Raw genomic sequence first — 16169 nt, 5'->3', positions numbered from 1 at the left:
AAGGCATCGCGCGGCACCGCCTGATATCCGGGTTCCCGACGAGGGCGCTGGCCTAGAAATGCAGCCTGGCCAGCGATTCCGCGACGCAGACGGGCTTGGGCGCGCCTTCCAGCTCGAACGTGACGGCCCAGGTCACCTTCACGCCGCCCTCGCCTGCGTCATCCACGTCTTGCAGGACAGCGCGGACGCGCACCCTTGCGCCGACATGTACTGGTGCGGTAAAGCGAACGCGGTTCAGGCCGTAGTTGATCCGCGCCCGCACGCCCTCGAACTGCGTCACTTGCGCCATCAGCATCGGCAGCAGCGACAGTGTCAGCAACCCATGCGCGACCGGCCCGCCGAACGGCGACTCGCGCCTGGCGCGCTCCGGATCGACGTGGATCCACTGGTCGTCGCCCGTGGCTTGCGCAAACAGGTCGACCGCCTGCTGCGTGACCTGATGCCAGTCGCCGGGCCCGGCCTCCTTGCCCTGGAATGCCTTCAGGGCTTCGATTGACGTGAAGGTCTGCATGGGTGCTCCCCTGGGCCAGCCGATTCTCAACGCCCCGTGAACCGGGCTTCGCGACGTTCAACGAAGGACTGGATGCCTTCCTTGAAATCCTCCGACGCAAAGACCTCTTCGCGCACCTGCGGGATCACCGCGATGGCCGCCTGCTCGCCATGCTCGATATAGGTCAGCGCCGCCGCCTTGGTGGCGCGCAGGCCGATCGGCGCCACCCTGGCGATCGCGCGGGCAATTTCCATCGCGCGCTCGCGGTGGCGCCCGTACGGATGGACCTCCTGCACAAAGCCGCAGCGGTATGCCTCTTGCGCGGAGAATTCGTCGCACAGGAACAGGTGATACATGGCATTGCCCCAGCCCGTGCGCGTCAGGTAGCGGAAATGCGCGCCACCAAGCGGGGCAATCCCGCGCTTCGATTCCAGCTGGCAGAAGCGCGCGGTATCGGCCGCGATCACGATGTCCGAAGCCAGCATCTGCTCGATGCCGATGGTGTAGGTGATGCCGTGCACCACCGAGATCACGGGCTTGCGGCAGCGCTTGCGCAGGCCGAACGGATCGACCTGGTCGTCGGGAATCGGCTTTGCCGTGGCGGTCGGGCCGAAGAACTTCGGCATGTCGAGGCCCGCCGTGGTGTGCTCGCCGGCCGGGTCCAGCACTGCCACCCACAGGTTGTCGTCGTTGTCGAATTCGGTCAGCCGCTGTGACAGCTGCTGCATCAGTTCCGGGGTGATGGCGTTCTTCTTGGCTGCGTTGTCGAGCGAGATGATGGCGATATGGTCCTCGATCGTCATGCGGACTTCGGGCGTTCCTGCTGCGGTGCTCATGATGGCTTCCTGTGCTTGAGGTGGATCGGGATAAGAGACAAGGGACAAGGGTGGATGGGGTGGATGGACTCAGACCGCGGTCAGGCCGCCGTCGACGGCGAGGATCTGGCCGGTGATGTGCTTGCCCGCGTCGCTGGCAAACAGCAACGCAGCGCCCTTCAGGTCGTCGTCGTCGCCGATGCGCTGCAGCGGCGCGCGTTCCGACAGCTTCTCGACGCCGACCTTCTCGATCGTTCCCCTGGTCATCTTCGATGGGAAGAAGCCCGGTGCGAGCGCGTTGACGGTGATGCCGTACGGCCCCCATTCGCCGGCGAGCGCGCGCGTGAGGTTCACGACCGCGCCCTTGCTGGTGTTGTAGGCAAGCGTCGGCTGGCCCTTGGGACCATTGCCCTTCAGGCCGGCAATCGAGGCCAGGTTGATCACGCGGCCGTAGCGGTTCGGGAGCATCGACAGCTTCCCGATCTTCTGCGTCAGCAGGAAGATCGCGCGCACGTTCAGGTTCATGACCTTGTCCCAGGCGGCCAGCGGATGGTCGGCCGTGGCCGCGCCCCACGTTGCGCCCGCGTTGTTGACCAGGATGTCGACCTTGCCAAGGCGTTCCATCGCTTCATTGGCGAGCCGCTCGACATCGTCCTCGGCCGCGTTGTCGGCGGCGATCCAGCTCGCGTCAACACCCAGGCTGGCCAGGTGCGCCTGCGCCGATTGCAGCGCGTCCGCCTTGCGCGCCGAGATCACCACGCGCGCGCCCTGCGTGCCGAGCGCTTCGGCAATCTGCAGCCCCAGGCCGCTGGATCCGCCGGTGACGAGGGCCGTGCGGCCCTTCAGGTCGAAAAGATTTGCCACTACTGTCATTGCTGTCTCCTTGCTGAGGGATGGATGCTGTCAAAGCACTGTCAAAGCACTTCAAACAGGCCGGCGGCGCCCTGGCCGCCGCCGATGCACATGGTCACCACGACATACTTCGCGCCGCGGCGCTTGCCTTCGATCAGCGCATGGCCGGTGAGCCGCGAGCCGCTGACGCCGTAGGGATGGCCGACCGCGATCGCGCCGCCGTTGACGTTGAGCCGGTCGTCGGGAATGCCGAGCCGGTCGCGGCAATAGAGCACCTGGCAGGCGAACGCCTCGTTCAGCTCCCACAGGCCAATGTCTTCCAGCCGGACGCCGGCGCGCTCCAGCAGGCGCGGCACGGCAAAGACCGGACCGATGCCCATTTCGTCCGGCTCGCAGCCGGCAATGGCGAAGCCGCGGAACAGCCCCATCGGCTCGATGCCCCGCTGCTCCGCGAGCTTCGCGCTCATCACCACGCAGGCCGACGAGCCATCGGAGAACTGGCTCGCGTTGCCGGCGGTGACCACGCCGCCCGGCAGCGCGGGACGAATGCGCGAGACCGCCTCCAGCGTGGTGTCGGCGCGGATGCCTTCGTCGTGCGAGATCGTGACTTCACGGGTGATGACGCGACCGTCAGCCTCTACCACGCCCATGGTGGTGGTCATCGGTACGATTTCGTCGTCGAACTTGCCGGCGGCCTGTGCCGCGGCGGCGCGCTGCTGGCTGCGCACGCCATAGGCATCCTGAACGTCCTTGCCGATGCCATAGCGCCTGGCAACCTGCTCGGCGGTCTGCAGCATGTTCCAGTACAGCTCCGGCTTGTGCTCGGCCAGCCACGGATCGCGCCGCATGTGCGTGTTCGCCTGGTTCTGGACGCACGAGATCGACTCGACGCCACCGGCGACAATGGCCGGCGCGCCCTCCAGCATCACGCGCTGCGCCGCCATGGCAATGGTCTGCAGGCCGGACGAACAGAAGCGGTTGACGCTGACGCCGCCCGTGGTGACCGGCAGGCCAGCGCGCAGCGCGATGGCTCGGGCGATATTGCCGCCCGTGGTGCCTTCGCCAAAGGTCCCGCCGATGATGCAGTCCTCGATCTCGGCCGGGTCGAGACCCGAGCGAGCCACGGCATGCTGCACCGCATGCGCGCCGAGCGTGGCGCCATGGGTCATGTTGAAGGCGCCCTTCCAGCTCCTGGCCAGGCCGGTACGGGCGGTCGATACGATGACGGCCTCATTCATGATGGTTTTCCGTTGGGTTGGGGAATTCAGGCGTTGAAGGCGTTGCCTTCGTCGGCAAGCTGTTCGATGAGCGCTACCGGGATCCAGCCGGGATCCTCGGCGGACAGCGCGCGCAGCGTGCGCCGGACGTTGGTCACGCCAACCGTATCGGCGTAGAACATGGGTCCGCCCCGCCAGCTCGGGAAGCCATACCCGTGCAGGTAGACCGCATCGATATCGGAGGCGCGGGCGGCTATGCCTTCCTGCAGGATGGCGGCGCCTTCGTTCACCAGCGCGTAGACCAGCCGCTCGACGATCTCCTCGTCGCGGAAGCGCCGGGGCGTCACGCCGTGCTGCTGCCAGTACCCTTCCAGCATGGCGCGCGTGCGTGCCGACGGCAACGCCTTGCGTTGGCCGGCCGCGTAGTCGTACCAGCCTGCGCCGGTCTTCTGGCCGAAGTGGCCGGCTTCGCACAGGCGGTCGCCCAGTTCGAAGCGGGGCAAGGCCGGATCCTCGGCATAGCGGCGCTTGCGGATGGCCCAGCCGATATCATTGCCGGCCAGGTCGGCCATGCGGAACGGCCCCATCGCGAAGCCGAAGGCCTCGATGGCGCGGTCGACCTGTTCCGGCAGGGCGCCCTGCTCCAGCAGTTCGCCGGCGCGCCGGGTGTATCTGGCCAGCATGCGGTTGCCGATAAAGCCGTCGCAGACGCCGGACACCACCGCCACCTTGCCGATCCGGCGCGCCAGCCGCATCGCGGTTTGCAGCACGTCGGGCGCGGTCTGCGCGCCTCGCACCACTTCCAGCAGGCGCATCACGTTGGCGGGACTGAAGAAATGCAGGCCCACCACATCCTGCGGGCGCCCGGTCTCTGCGGCGATGCGGTCGACGTCGAGCGTCGAGGTATTGGTGGCCAGGATCGCACCGGGGCGCGCCACCTCGTCGAGCGCCCGGAAGGTGCGCAGCTTGACGTCCATGTCTTCATAGACCGCCTCGATCACGAGGTCGCAATCGGCAACGCGGCCGAGTTCCACGGTCGGCTGCAGCAGCGCCATCCGCGTCTCGACGCCTTCGACGGACAATTTGCCCTTCTTCACGCTGGCCTCGTAGTTGCGCCGGATGGCGGCAACCCCCTTCTGCACCGCGGCTTCCGAGACGTCCAGCAGCACCACGTGCATGCCGGCGCTGAGGAAATTCATTGCGATGCCGCTGCCCATCAGCCCCGCGCCAACGACGGCCACCTTGTCGATGGTCCGTTCCGCCACCGATTCGGGCACGTCCGCCAGCTTGGCCGCCGCCCTTTCCGCAAAGAACGCATGGCGCAGCGACTTCGACACAGGACCGTTCATCAGTTCGAGGAAGAAGCGGCGTTCGAGCGCCAGGCCCTCATCGAAAGGCAGCTTGAAGCTGGCCTCGATGGCGTCCAGGCAACGCCGCGGCGCTGGCAGGTTCTGGTAGCGCGCGGCAATGGCGGGACGCGCCACCGCCAGGTAGCCCTCGGGATTCGGATGGCTGACCGACAGGTCGCGCACGCGCGGATGCGGCCCGGGACGCGCGGAGACCTCGCGCGCAAAGGCGAGCGCGGCGGGCAGGATGTCGCCGTCCACCAGCCGGTCGAACAGCCCGGACCCGGCCAGCGCCTCGGACGGGATCGAAGTGCCGTGGACGATCATGTTGGTGGCCGCCTCCAGGCCGATCAGGCGCGGCAGCCGCTGGGTGCCGCCGGCACCGGGCAGCAGTCCCATCGTTACTTCGGACAAGGCGATGCGCGCCCTGGGCACGGCCACGCGGTAATGGCACGCCAGCGCCAGTTCCAGGCCACCGCCCATTGCCACCGAGTGCACGGCGGCAACCACCGGCTTGGCGCTGTCTTCGATGGCCGCGAGCACGGTGTTGAGGCCCGGCTCGCGGCCGGTCTTCGGCGAATTGAATTCGCGCATGTCGGAGCCGCCGGAAAAGGCCTTGCCGGCGCCGCTCAGCACAATGGCCTTGACGCTTGCATCGGCCGCGGCGCGGTCGATGCCGTCGACAATGCCGACGCGCACGGCATGGCCCAGGCCGTTGACCGGCGGATTGGCGATCGTGATGACCGCGATGTCGTCGATGACTGTGTACTCGGTGCTCATGGGAGGTCCTTTGCGTCTTTCGCGTCTTTCGCGTCTATTGCGTCTTTTGCGTATCGGGGGATTTCTGCCCGGCTCAGGTTGGGGGAACTGCGCTGAGTGCGGCCGCCGCTCAGGCGCCGACCGGCGCCGGGGCCTGCGTGCGCTGCAGGAAGCGGCTGAAGATCTCCTGTGCCTCCGGTGACTGGCGCAGGGTGTCGAAGACGACGGTCTCGCGCTCGAGACTGCTCTCGACCAGCGCACGGGTGGCGTCGCGCACCAGTCCGCGCGTTGCCATCAGGGCCTGGCGCGGCTTGGCGGCAAGGCACTTCGCGACCGACAAAGCCTCATCGCTGACGGCGTGCTGGGGCATGACGCGATTGACCAACCCCGCCCGATGCGCCTCGGCGGCGGGAATGGTGGCGCCGAGCAGCAGCCATTCAGCCGCCTTGTTGCGGCCGACCACATGCTGCAGCAGCAGCGTGGATGCAAATTCGGGGCACAGGCCGAGATCGACAAACGGGAAGCGGATGCGCGCGTCGTCGGAGGCGACGACATAGTCGCAATGCAGCAGGACGGTGGCGCCAATGCCTACCGCATGTCCGCACACGCAGGCCACCATCGGCTTGCGCAGCGCGATGACTGCGCGCAGGAACGGCGCGGCGGGCGACGTCTTGTGTTCGGCGGCCTGCCCATTCACGAACAGCCCGATGTCATTGCCGCTGCTGAAGTTGCCGCCCTCGCCCTGCAGCAGCACGGCGCGGACGTCGTCGCGGCGATCGGCTGCCACGACGGCGTCGGCGAGCGCCTGATACATCTGCGCGGTGATCGCGTTCTTCTTTGCCGGCCGGTTGATCGTCACGACCAGCACGCCGTCGTCCAGGTGCAGCAGCACGTCCGTGGTCATCTTTCTCTCCTTCGGTTCCGACTCCGGTGGAGTCGTGTCGTTGAGGAGAGTTTGGATGCCGGGCGCGAATCTCGCTGTCGGAACTCACTCTGCGCCGTGTCAGCGTTTTCTGAAGCTGCCGCCGGCGCAGGTAGCGGTCCGGACTTCAGTCGATCAGGCGATGCTCGACGGCATAGCGTGCGAGTTCGGCGTTGCTGGCGACACCGAGCTTCTTCAGGATGCGCGAGCGATAGGTGCTCACGGTCTTCACGCTGAGGAACATCTGGCGGCCGATCTCGGTCAGGCGGATGCCGCGCACGATCAGCAGCATGATCTCGTACTCCCGCGACGACAGTTGCCGGTGCGGCGCACTGTCGGCGACACGGTCGAAGCCATCCAGCAGGCAGTTGGCCACCGCGGGCGTCATATAGCGCTTGCCCTTCGCCACGTTGCGGATGGAATCGACCAGCTCCATCGCGTCCATGTCCTTGGTGACATAGCCGGATGCGCCCGCCTGGAAGGCCCGCAGCGCATACTGCTCGGCCGGGTACATGCTCAGCACGACCACCGGCATCGCGGGCCGCTCGGCGCGCAGCGAAGGCAGCATCTCCAGGCCGCTGCGGCCCGGCAGGTTGACGTCGAGCAGCGCCACGTCGAACGGCTGCTCGCGCAGGCGGCCCAGCGCCTCGGAGGCGTCGCCGGCTTCGGCTACGACGTCGAATTCATCGTGCTCGGCCAGCAGGCGCTTTAGCCCCTGGCGGAATATGGTGTGATCGTCGATCAGCAGCAGGCGAATCATGTCTCTCTCCGTCTTCATCCGCGCCGGTGCTGGTGCATCCGGTCGCTTGTGCATTGGCTTGCCGACGGGTGCAGGATGGGACCGGCACGCTCAGGCGCACGCGCGCGCCGGAGCGCGGTCCGGTGTCCAGGGCCAGCATGCCGTCGAGTTCGCGCGCCCGTTCCTGCATGCCGAGCAAGCCCAGGTGCCCTTCGGCCGTAGCAGAGCCGAAATCAAATCCGAGGCCGTTGTCCGAGATTTCCACGTCCAGCCGGTCCTCTGCCCAGTCGAGGCTGACCATGACTTCCGTGGCCATCGAATGACGCGCGACGTTGGTCAGCGCTTCCTGGAAGATCCGGTAGATGCCCATTTCCCGGCAGCGGTCCATGGCGCGCGCGTCGCCGGCAGTGCGCATGCGGGTGGCAATGCCGTAGCGTCTCTCGAAACGGCCGAGGTCCAGGCACAACGTGTCGCACAAGCCCAGGTGATCGAGGGCGCCCGGCCGCAGCCCTTCGGAAATGGTGCGCACGGCCTCGATGGTCTCCTGCGTGAGCTGCAGGGTCTGGGCCGCGGTCAGCGCCAGGGACGCAAGGGCCGGCGCCTCCGTCTGGCTGCGCCTGGCGCGCGGCGCGCGGGCGCGGTCCAGCGCCTCGATGCCGCGCGACAGCCGCGACAGGTCGAACTTGATCGCCGTCAGCATGCCGCCGATGACGTCGTGCAGCTCGCGCGCCACGCGGTTGCGCTCGTTCTCGCGCACGCTGTTGGCGCTTGCCACCAGTTCCTGCAGGCGCTCGCTGGCCTCGACCAGCCGGTCACGCTGCCGCTCGCGCTCGGTAATGTCGATGCCGACGCCAACGATCGCCGGGCGCCCGTGAATGATCACGCGCGTGCCATGGATCTCGAAGCAACCCGGGTTGTGGGACGATGTCCGGCGAATGACGAACAGGTCGGCGGGCGCGGCGCCCTTGATCCTGCGCGCGTACTGGTCCATCAGCTCGGCGCGTTGCGATGGGTGGGCCACGTCGCGCAGGCGGGCGCCGAGCAGTTGCTCGCGCCTTAGCCCGCACATGCGCGCGAAAGTCTCGTTGACGTAGCGGAAACGGCCATCCTGCAGGATGTAGATGCCGGCGATGGATTGTTCGACGATGCCCTTGAAGGGCACCTCGTAATCATCCAGGTCAACGTCGAGTTCGTCCGTTTCGGCCATGGCAGCGGTCCGCAATCTGCATGATGGTTGTCATTCAGGAGAATGACGATCACAATGCAGAATGTCAAGGTGACATGATGGGAATGACAGATGGGCCACTCTCAGGCGGACAAGGCGCGCAGCAGGGAGCGCATTCTGGAGCAGGCAGCGGAACAGATCCGGGATGGCGGGCTGGAATCCGTCAGCGTCGGCAAGCTGATGCGCAGCGCCAACCTGACCCATGGCGGCTTCTATGGTCACTTCGCCTCGCGCTCGGAATTGCTGGTGCACGCGCTGGAACGCGCGCTGGATGACGGCAAGGCCGCATTCGAGGCCAAGAGCGGCAAAGGGACGCCTGACTATGGCGCCACGGTGCGCGGCTACCTGAGCCGCACGCATCGGGAGGCGCGCACCACCGGTTGCGCGATCGCCGCGCTGGCGGGCGACGTGGCGCGTGCCGACGAGCCCGCGCGCGAAGCCATGTCGGCCCATATCGAACGGTTTATCGCGCGGATGGACGAGACACTGGGCGGTGACGATCCCGACAAGGCCATGTTCGCCGTCAGCGCGATGATCGGCGCGCTGGTGGTGTCACGGGTGCTTGCCGATGGCAAGCGGTCCGATGCGGTGCTGGCCGCGGCCAGGCGCGAGTTGCTGGCATTGCGCGAACGGGAATGAGCTGTGGAGCCCGCCACGGCGAGCCAGCCCGATCACTGCGGCGACGACGGCGGGACGCGCCGAGCGGCTCTCTCGTCTAGGCATGGTTGTGTTGACAGACGGCGGTCAGCGTCGCGACCCGTTCGCTCCCCTGGCACACTTTCACTTCGTATTGCTGGAGCGTGCCAAGAAGCTGCTCGCCCATCGCCGACACCGTCAACGGTTCCCGCAAGCGTGCGAACTGCGCGGCGTCGCCGAAATAACGGACGGTGAACCACAGCGGAAACTGCGCGTTTGCGTCAGCACGCAACCGGATCGCCGTATCGAGCAGCCGTGCCACTCGCAGGCAATGCGCAATGCCGTCGTCATGGCGGTACGCTGCGGGCCGGGTCGCGCCATGCCAGGGCACATAACTGGAGGAAGGCAGTTCGGCTGCCACGACAACGTGCGCGCGGCTCACGGGAAGCCCCGCTTGCGTGAGCTCTGCCAACCATCGTTGCTGGTGGCCCTGCGCATGCGACAGGCGCGCATCGAGGCCGAATGGGCCATCTCGCAATGGCCCGCCGGTATGCACGGTCAGCATGACCGGGCTGGCGACACCGCATGTTGTGTCCAGCACGACGCCCAGCAACAACTCGGCAATACCGCGGCCGATGGTCTCGCGTGGCGCCTGTTCCTGCTGTGCTTTCCGTGAAGCTTCCGCGCGCGAAGCGGTCGGCGTGACAACCATCTCTTCCTCCTGCCTTGTCAGTGACGCCGCGAAGGCGCAGCAGGACCGACTATAGCGATGGGATATGCCGGGAAGCGATGTCGAAGCAAATAGAGAAAAATCTGACACGCCCTGTCAGTGATCGCGATGCCGCTGCGGTTCGTGCCTTGTGCCGTCCATCCGCGGCGAAGCTGGCCGGCTTGCTGCGGCGGCGCCCTACCGGCACCCTACCGGCGCCGCATCATCGCCACGATCGAGTCCAGCCGCGTCCTGTCGCACGCCAACGGCATGCCGTCGGCGAAGACGGGCTGCGCCAGGCGCGTCAGCACATCGCCCGGCGGTGCTTCCACCACCAGCCTTGCGCCGTTGGCATGGGCCAGCACCATGGTGTCGTGCCAGCGCACCGGCGTGGCCATGTTCAGCGCCAGGTCGTCGGCGATCTTGCGTGGGTCGCGCAGTTCGCGCGCCTTGCTGGCGCTGAAATAGCGCAGCGAAGGTGCGGACAGCACCACGGCCTGCATGGCCTCTTGCAGTGCAAGCGACGCGGCATCGAGCAGCGGGCAATGCGATGGCACATGGATGGCGACCGGTTTTGCCGCCTGCGCGCCGGCGGCCAATGCCAGCGCTGACACCTCGGCCATCGCAGCCTCGCTGCCGGCGATCACGATCTGCGTGGGGGCGTTGAAGTTTGCCAGGTACACCGGCCGTTGCGGCGAGCAGACCTGTGCCACCAGCGGTGCGAGCCGGTTCTGGTCGAGCCCCAGGATGGCGGTCATGCCGTAGCCGCCGGGATAGGCCTGCGCCATCAGCTCCCCGCGCAGGCGCACCAGGCGCAGGGCATCGGCAAAGGCAAGCACACCAGCAGTCACCGCGGCGGCATACGCGCCGATGGACAGCCCGGCCACGGCGTCGGCGCGGGCGTCGTGCGCGGCCAGGCACCGTGCCATCGCCACGCCTGACGTCAGCAGGCACAGCTGCGTCCAAACCGTGGATTGCAGGCGCTCGGGCGTATCCATCCCTGCCACCGGCACCTGCAGGATCTCCTCGGCCTCGGCCAGCACCGCCGTTACTGCCGGGTCCGACGGCAGGTCCTTCAGCATGCCGGGGCGTTGCGTCCCCTGGCCGGGAAAGGTGATCAGGACTTGCATGGCGCCGGTTGCCAGGGATCGTCGCACAGGCGCGGGCCTTGGCCGGTCTTCAGCAGCACCCTGCCGCCGCCGCGCAGGCGTTCCAGCAGCGCGAACCCGCCGTGCGGGGTCGCGACCTGGATGTCGACGCGGGCCGGTGCGGCGCGCAGCAATTCGGCAAGCAGTTGGAGATGGCCGGGCGGCAGCGGCTGCTCTGCCTGCACGACCAGGTCGAGGTCGCTGTCGGCATGCAGCACGTTGTGCGCGCAGGCGAGCGAGAAGCCGGCGCTGCCGGTCACGCCCCAGCGGATGCCGGCGGCATCGAGCGGGTCGGCGATGGCCTCCAGCGCGCGGATGGGGGCCAAGGCCGCCAGCGCCGGGCGCAGGCGCCAGGCGCGTTGGGCGGCGAGGTCCATCGGCGTGACGAGCTTGCGGATCGCCGATGGCGCGATCCAGGTGCCGAAGCGCTCGGCGCGCGTGCTGCCGCGCAGGCCGACCGGGATCTCACCCGGCCGGCGGCCGTCGCGCCGCACGACTAGCGGGGTGTCGTGCAGTGCCGGCAGCGAGACCCACGCCGGCAGCGCATCGCGCTCCAGGGCACTGGCCGGGTCGTCCAGCCAGACCAGGTCGTGCGGCGCGGGCGTGGCAGGCATAAGGGGGCTCAGGCTTGCCATTGCCGCGACAGGCACGCGCGGACCGCGGCCGACGCTTGCCGGTTGGCCCCGCCGAGACGGCCTTGCAGGCCCTGCGTCGGGTCGCGGCGGATGTCGGCCAGCGCGGACAGGATGGTGTCGCGGGCCAGGTGCGCGTCGGCCGCCTCCGGTGCGCTGGCCGACTCGACATCGATCAGCCGCCACAGGATGCCCAGCGTGGCGAAGTTCTCGATGTCGTAGGCCATCGGCGGCACCGTCGACGCCAGCGCTTCCAGGTCCTCGACCGTGCGCATGGTGATGCGGGCGGCGGCTTCCTTGCCCATCGCATGCACCAGCACGCCACGGTCATTGAGCGCGATGATGCGATTGGCCTGGTAGCCGTGCGCGAGGAAGGCGCCCGACATGGCGCGCCCGACGATCAGCGCGACCACCGGGTGTCCGGCGAGGCGTGCCTCGGCATAGGCGGCCACCGCCCCCGCCAGCGACTGGTGGATGCCAAGGGCCTCTTCACGCCGGCCGTACGCCTGGCTTGGTGTATCGACAATCGCCACGATGGCGCGCCTGGCCGGCGCGGCACGATCCGCCTCGATCGCTTCGCGCACCGCGCGCGCCAGCGACCAGCCCTCCAGCAGCCCGGCCTCGCCATTGCGCGCGCGCGGGAAGCGGCTGCCGGCATCGGGCACGAGCGCGATCCAGCGCACCGCGGTGCCGGCCAGTTCGCCGTCGGCCACCTGCACGGAGTCCGGGTAGCCCGGCTGGCGCGACGCCGTTGGCGCCAGCGCCTGCAGCCAGCGTTCGCCGCGGCTGGCTTCGCGCGCGGCAGCGGGATGAAGTGGTGCGTTCATGCGTCGGTCCCCCGTTGAAACAGCGCCTGCACCTGCGCGGGCGTGGGTTGGGCACTGGCGTCGTACGCCTGCAGCGCGGCCAGGTATTGCGTGTACTGCTCGCTGCGATGGCTGGCGGCGCCCGGCTCGCGCAACAGCGCGGCGACCTGCGCGCGCATCGCGTCGCTGTCATCGTCGACATACGCATCGGCGAAACCGGTGGCGACGCGCTGCGTACCGCCGGTAAAGCTCCAGATAAAGGGCCGGTCGCGCGAGTCGTACTCGGCGATGCCCGCCTCTTGCTCGATCACGGCCGGGCCATTCAGCCCCAGGCGGCCTTCCTGCGTCATCACCAGCGCGCTGCACAGGCCGGCTGCGATCGACATGCCGCCAAAGCAGCCCACCTGTCCCGCGATCACGCCGACCACCGGCTGGTACCGGCGCAGATCAACGATCGCGGCATGGATCTCGGCAATCGCGGCCAAACCAAGGTTGGCCTCCTGCAGGCGCACGCCGCCGGTCTCCAGCAGCAGCACCGCGCGCGTCGGTTCGCCACGGCGGTTGTCTTCTGCGGCGAGTTCCAGCGCCCCCGCGATCTTGGCGCCGCCGACCTCGCCCATGCTGCCGCCCTGGAAGGCGCCTTCGATGGCCAGCACCACCACCGGCATCTGGTCGATGCGGCCCTTGGCCACCACCACGCCGTCATCGCTCTGTGGCACCACGCCCTGCGGCGGCAGCCATGGCGACTGCAGGCCATCGAACGGGCCCGCCAGTTCGCGGAAGGTGCCCGGGTCCAGCAATGCACGCGCGCGCTCGCGTGCGCCCAGTTCGATAAAGCTGTTGCGCGCCAGCAGTTCTGCCGTGTTCATGCACCGTCTCCTTGTTGCGGGTCGCCCAGCGCTTCAAAGGCTTCCGCCAGGCGCATGCCGACCACGCCCGGCGTCGCGCCGAAATCGTGGATGCGGATCTGCATCGAGGCGCGCGGCTCGGCGGCAAAGACACGCGAGAGCTGCGCATCCCAGACGCGGCCGTAGCCATTGACCGAGGTGGTGACCTCCACCGTGGTCTTGCCGCCCTGGCCGGGTTCGACCACCACCTCCAGGTCGCCCGATCCCACCACGCCTACCAGTACGCGCCCGGTGGCCGGCTGTCCCGCCGGGAATTCAAATCGCAGTTGTTCCATCAAAGCCCCCTGAAGTCGTTATTCGCGGCAGTTCTAGCGGCCGTTCTCGCGGCCGTCACATCGGCAGTCCCGTCTCGTGACAGCCCGTCGAGGAAGATCGTCGCAGCCAGCAGGTCCGCCGCGCCGCCCGGCGAGGCCCGCCGGGCCAGCATGCCCGCATCGAGGCTGCGCAGCTGGCGCCGCCCGGCCACCGTGCCCGCGCCGCCTGCCAACAGCACCGCCCTGGCGCCCGCCTGCATGTAGTCCAGCCCGGGCCGTCCCGACCTGGCCAGCACGCAGGTATCGTCCAGCTCGCTCATCAGCGCGAGCAGCGCGTTCAGCCGTGCCGTCGATTCGGTATCGCCGCGCGCGCGGCTGCGCTGCAGCGCCGGCAGCGCCAGCCGCGTCACGTGCGGGAAGCCCGCGCGCGCCTGCGCGCGCGCGCCACCAACGCCGTAGGCCAGGCAGGCGAGTTCGCCCTTGTTGCCGGTAAGAACCGGCCGGTGCCGGTCTGCCAGCGAGGCAATGGCGCCGGCCCTGGCGCTGATCGCTCCGGCACTGGCGGCCAGCCCCGCCGCGCTGGCGTTCGCGGCGGCTCCTACCAGCAGGCCGATGCACCAGATCGCGCCGCGGTGCGTGTTGACGCCACCGGTGGCGGCCAGCATCACGGCCTCGGCCTCGCGCCCGAGCGCGCCCAGTTGTTCGCGCAGGCCATAGCCGAGGCGCGGCGCCTGCAGGCCGGCATCGGCCATGGCCGCGAACGACGGCCCCAGCGCGTGCGCCGAGCGCAGCATCAACGGCAAGGTCAGGTCGGCATGCGCCCCGCTGCCGCGGCTGTCGACCAGGCCGGGCTTGGGCGAGAGCCGCGCCTCTTCGGCGATGGCGCTGACGGCCAGTCCCGCCAGCGCCTCGGCATGGGCGGAGGCCGCTGGCCGGGCGTGCAGGATCCTTGCTGCGGCGCCTGCCATCACCAGCTCCGGAAGCGTGCCGGAGGCTCATACAGCCCGCCGGACCAGTCCACCAGGTCGGCCATGCTCTTGGCCGCCAGCAGGCTGCGCGTGGCCTGGCTGCGCTGCACGCCCAGGTCTTCCGGCAATGCGATCAGGCCGTCGCTGCGCATGCGGCGCGTGGTGGCGGGATCGTGCTTCATGCCGATGGGCGTGACGCCGGCCACGGCGGCAATCATCCGCCGCCGCTCTTCCAGCGATTGCGCCTTGTACAGGTAGGCGATGCCCTCTTCCGTCAGCACGTGCGTGACATCGTCGCCGTAGATCATCACCGGAGCCAGCGGCATGCCGCTTTCGCGCGCCACCTCGACCGCATCCATCGATTCAACGAAGGTCGGCTTGCCGCCCGCCTGGAAGGTCTCGACCATCTGCACCACCAGCTTGCGGCCGCGCGCGAGCGGATCGTCGGTCTCGATCAGGTCGAGCCAGGCCGGCGTCGGGTGCCGGCGCCCGCCTGGCTGGTGCCCCATGTTGGGCGCGCCGCCAAAGCCGGACAGGCGCCCGCGCGTCACCGTGGACGAATGGCCGTCGCCGTCGATCTGCAGCGTCGAGCCGATAAACAGGTCCACCGCATATTGGCCGGCGAGCTGGCAGAAGGCCCGGTTCGAGCGCATCGAGCCGTCCGCACCGGTAAAGAAGACGTCCGGCCGCGCGGCGACGTAGCTTTCCATGCCCAGTTCGCTGCCGAAGCTGTGCACGCTCTCGACCCAGCCGGTTTCGATCGCGGGGATCAGCGTCGGGTGCGGGTTGAGCGTCCAGTACTTGCAGATCTTGCCTTTCAGCCCGAGCGACTCGCCGTAGGTCGGCAGGATCAGCTCGATCGCCGCGGTATTGAAGCCGATGCCATGGTTGAGCGACTGCACCTGGTGGCGCTCGTAGATGCCACGGATCGCCATCATCGCCATCAGCACGTGGACCGGCTTGATCAGCCGCGGGTCGCGCGTGAACAGCGGTTCGCAGAAGAATGGCTTGTCTGCCTGCACCACGTAGTCGATCCAGGAACCCGGCACGTCGACGCGCGGCAGGCCCGCGGGATCGTCGACGATCTCGTTGACCTGCGCGATCACCAGCCCGTCGCGGAATGCCGCGGCCTCGACCAGCGCCGGCGTATCTTCAGTGCTCGGGCCGGTGTAGAGGTTGCCCTGGCGATCCGCCTTAAAGCCGGCGATCAGCACCACATTGGGCACCAGGTCCACGTACAGCCGCGAATACAGCTCGATATAGGTATGGATCGCGCCCACTTCGAGCTGCCCATCCTCCAGGAACTGCGAGATGCGGATGCTCTGCGCCCCCGCGTACGAGAAATCCAGCTTGCGCGCGATGCCGCGTTCGAACAGGTCAAGGTGCTCGACCCGGCTGACGCTGGGAATGATCATGTGGAGCGCATTCACGCGCCCGGGATCGACCTGCGCCAGCGAGCGCGACAGGAAGTCAGCCTGCTTCTGGTTGTTGCCCTCCAGCACGACGCGGTCGCCGCAGGCCAGCACGGCCTCCAGGAACGCGACGATGTCGCTGGTCGGCACCACCTTGCCGTCGGCAATGGCGGCGGCGTTCTGCTTGCGGCGCGCCTTGGCTTCCCTGCGGGTATTCCACTGGCGGCCCGTGCTGGTGTTGGTCATCGCGTCTCCGGCTGGCGTCTGTCTGATGGCTACACCTTAAACAGGCGGCGTCCAGCAAACAATCACGCCAGGAAATGAACCGTTA

General features: G+C 68.4%; 17 protein-coding genes. 1 reads left to right on the top strand and 16 read right to left on the bottom strand.

The features are described 5' to 3' along the window. Positions 1-52 precede the first annotated feature (52 nt). From LPA45_RS07740 to LPA45_RS07705, 8 genes are all read right to left on the bottom strand, one after another. Positions 53-511 carry a MaoC family dehydratase gene (locus LPA45_RS07740; protein WP_116322572.1) on the bottom strand — a complete coding sequence of 153 codons (459 nt, stop codon included), beginning with the start codon at positions 509-511 and terminating at the stop codon, positions 53-55. Positions 512-537: 26 nt separating this feature from the next. Next, complete coding sequence (locus LPA45_RS07735) at positions 538-1326, bottom strand: crotonase/enoyl-CoA hydratase family protein (RefSeq protein ID WP_116322571.1); 789 nt, start codon at positions 1324-1326, stop codon at positions 538-540. Between the two features lie 69 nt (positions 1327-1395). Beyond that, positions 1396-2178 (bottom strand): SDR family oxidoreductase, encoded by a 783-nt coding sequence (locus LPA45_RS07730; protein WP_116322570.1) that lies wholly within the window; start codon positions 2176-2178, stop codon positions 1396-1398. Between the two features lie 41 nt (positions 2179-2219). Further along, positions 2220-3395 carry an acetyl-CoA C-acyltransferase gene (locus LPA45_RS07725; RefSeq protein WP_116322569.1) on the bottom strand — a complete coding sequence of 392 codons (1176 nt, stop codon included), beginning with the start codon at positions 3393-3395 and terminating at the stop codon, positions 2220-2222. 26 nt (positions 3396-3421) lie between these two features. After that, a complete protein-coding gene (locus tag LPA45_RS07720; RefSeq protein WP_317922471.1) occupies positions 3422-5500 on the bottom strand; it encodes a 3-hydroxyacyl-CoA dehydrogenase NAD-binding domain-containing protein in 2079 nt (692 codons plus the stop codon). A 109-nt stretch (positions 5501-5609) separates the two neighbouring features. Next, positions 5610-6371 (bottom strand): enoyl-CoA hydratase-related protein, encoded by a 762-nt coding sequence (locus LPA45_RS07715; RefSeq protein ID WP_158577728.1) that lies wholly within the window; start codon positions 6369-6371, stop codon positions 5610-5612. Positions 6372-6528: 157 nt separating this feature from the next. After that, the gene (locus LPA45_RS07710) at positions 6529-7161 is read right to left on the bottom strand and encodes a response regulator transcription factor (RefSeq protein WP_116322566.1); all 633 of its coding nucleotides are present in this window, start codon (positions 7159-7161) and stop codon (positions 6529-6531) included. Then, complete coding sequence (locus LPA45_RS07705) at positions 7085-8347, bottom strand: PAS domain-containing sensor histidine kinase (protein WP_116322565.1); 1263 nt, start codon at positions 8345-8347, stop codon at positions 7085-7087. The genes LPA45_RS07710 and LPA45_RS07705 overlap by 77 nt, the downstream gene beginning before the upstream one ends. A 90-nt stretch (positions 8348-8437) precedes the next feature. On the opposite strand from LPA45_RS07705, the gene LPA45_RS07700 reads away from it, so the two are divergent. Next, positions 8438-9004 carry a TetR/AcrR family transcriptional regulator gene (locus LPA45_RS07700; RefSeq protein WP_116322564.1) on the top strand — a complete coding sequence of 189 codons (567 nt, stop codon included), beginning with the start codon at positions 8438-8440 and terminating at the stop codon, positions 9002-9004. A 76-nt stretch (positions 9005-9080) separates the two neighbouring features. Here LPA45_RS07700 and LPA45_RS07695 read toward each other — a convergent pair whose 3' ends face one another. From LPA45_RS07695 to mdcA, 8 genes are all read right to left on the bottom strand, one after another. Then, positions 9081-9713: a hypothetical protein gene (locus LPA45_RS07695; RefSeq protein WP_116322563.1), complete on the bottom strand. Its 633-nt coding sequence runs from the start codon at positions 9711-9713 to the stop codon at positions 9081-9083. Between the two features lie 206 nt (positions 9714-9919). Next, the gene (gene mdcH / locus LPA45_RS07690; RefSeq protein WP_317922473.1) at positions 9920-10840 is read right to left on the bottom strand and encodes a malonate decarboxylase subunit epsilon; all 921 of its coding nucleotides are present in this window, start codon (positions 10838-10840) and stop codon (positions 9920-9922) included. After that, on the bottom strand, positions 10828-11472 hold the full coding sequence (locus LPA45_RS07685) for a malonate decarboxylase holo-ACP synthase (RefSeq protein ID WP_317922474.1): 645 nt from the start codon (positions 11470-11472) through the stop codon (positions 10828-10830). The genes mdcH and LPA45_RS07685 overlap by 13 nt, the downstream gene beginning before the upstream one ends. Positions 11473-11480: 8 nt before the next feature. Beyond that, positions 11481-12317, bottom strand: coding sequence for a biotin-independent malonate decarboxylase subunit gamma (mdcE, locus tag LPA45_RS07680; RefSeq protein ID WP_116322560.1), 837 nt, complete (start codon positions 12315-12317; stop codon positions 11481-11483). Beyond that, a complete protein-coding gene (locus tag LPA45_RS07675; RefSeq protein ID WP_116322559.1) occupies positions 12314-13165 on the bottom strand; it encodes a biotin-independent malonate decarboxylase subunit beta in 852 nt (283 codons plus the stop codon). The genes mdcE and LPA45_RS07675 overlap by 4 nt, the downstream gene beginning before the upstream one ends. After that, on the bottom strand, positions 13162-13479 hold the full coding sequence (locus tag LPA45_RS07670; RefSeq protein ID WP_029044871.1) for a malonate decarboxylase subunit delta: 318 nt from the start codon (positions 13477-13479) through the stop codon (positions 13162-13164). The genes LPA45_RS07675 and LPA45_RS07670 overlap by 4 nt, the downstream gene beginning before the upstream one ends. Next, a complete protein-coding gene (locus tag LPA45_RS07665) occupies positions 13479-14426 on the bottom strand; it encodes a triphosphoribosyl-dephospho-CoA synthase (RefSeq protein WP_116322558.1) in 948 nt (315 codons plus the stop codon). Before LPA45_RS07665 ends, LPA45_RS07670 begins: the two co-directional genes overlap by 1 nt. Next, positions 14426-16084: a malonate decarboxylase subunit alpha gene (gene mdcA / locus LPA45_RS07660; protein ID WP_116322557.1), complete on the bottom strand. Its 1659-nt coding sequence runs from the start codon at positions 16082-16084 to the stop codon at positions 14426-14428. The genes LPA45_RS07665 and mdcA overlap by 1 nt, the downstream gene beginning before the upstream one ends. Positions 16085-16169: the final 85 nt, after the last annotated feature.

Origin of the sequence: Cupriavidus sp. Agwp_2 (assembly GCF_040784895.1) — a bacterium.
GTDB lineage: Bacteria > Pseudomonadota > Gammaproteobacteria > Burkholderiales > Burkholderiaceae > Cupriavidus.
Note: the sequence above shows the minus strand (reverse complement) of the source record. Positions and strands in the feature narration are given on the sequence as shown.

Bases quoted from the DNA above. Each gene is read 5' to 3' on its own strand.
- LPA45_RS07730 (WP_116322570.1), bottom strand. From the start codon at position 2,178: ATGACAGTAGTGGCAAATCTTTTCGACCTGAAGGGCCGCACGGCCCTC.
- LPA45_RS07740 (WP_116322572.1), bottom strand. From the start codon at position 511: ATGCAGACCTTCACGTCAATCGAAGCCCTGAAGGCATTCCAGGGCAAG.
- LPA45_RS07735 (WP_116322571.1), bottom strand. From the start codon at position 1,326: ATGAGCACCGCAGCAGGAACGCCCGAAGTCCGCATGACGATCGAGGAC.
- mdcE (WP_116322560.1), bottom strand. From the start codon at position 12,317: ATGAACGCACCACTTCATCCCGCTGCCGCGCGCGAAGCCAGCCGCGGC.
- mdcA (WP_116322557.1), bottom strand. From the start codon at position 16,084: ATGACCAACACCAGCACGGGCCGCCAGTGGAATACCCGCAGGGAAGCC.
- LPA45_RS07670 (WP_029044871.1), bottom strand. From the start codon at position 13,479: ATGGAACAACTGCGATTTGAATTCCCGGCGGGACAGCCGGCCACCGGG.
- LPA45_RS07695 (WP_116322563.1), bottom strand. From the start codon at position 9,713: ATGGTTGTCACGCCGACCGCTTCGCGCGCGGAAGCTTCACGGAAAGCA.
- LPA45_RS07700 (WP_116322564.1), top strand. From the start codon at position 8,438: ATGGGCCACTCTCAGGCGGACAAGGCGCGCAGCAGGGAGCGCATTCTG.
- LPA45_RS07725 (WP_116322569.1), bottom strand. From the start codon at position 3,395: ATGAATGAGGCCGTCATCGTATCGACCGCCCGTACCGGCCTGGCCAGG.
- LPA45_RS07720 (WP_317922471.1), bottom strand. From the start codon at position 5,500: ATGAGCACCGAGTACACAGTCATCGACGACATCGCGGTCATCACGATC.
- LPA45_RS07665 (WP_116322558.1), bottom strand. From the start codon at position 14,426: ATGGCAGGCGCCGCAGCAAGGATCCTGCACGCCCGGCCAGCGGCCTCC.
- LPA45_RS07705 (WP_116322565.1), bottom strand. From the start codon at position 8,347: ATGGCCGAAACGGACGAACTCGACGTTGACCTGGATGATTACGAGGTG.
- LPA45_RS07675 (WP_116322559.1), bottom strand. From the start codon at position 13,165: ATGAACACGGCAGAACTGCTGGCGCGCAACAGCTTTATCGAACTGGGC.
- LPA45_RS07685 (WP_317922474.1), bottom strand. From the start codon at position 11,472: ATGCCTGCCACGCCCGCGCCGCACGACCTGGTCTGGCTGGACGACCCG.
- LPA45_RS07710 (WP_116322566.1), bottom strand. From the start codon at position 7,161: ATGATTCGCCTGCTGCTGATCGACGATCACACCATATTCCGCCAGGGG.
- mdcH (WP_317922473.1), bottom strand. From the start codon at position 10,840: ATGCAAGTCCTGATCACCTTTCCCGGCCAGGGGACGCAACGCCCCGGC.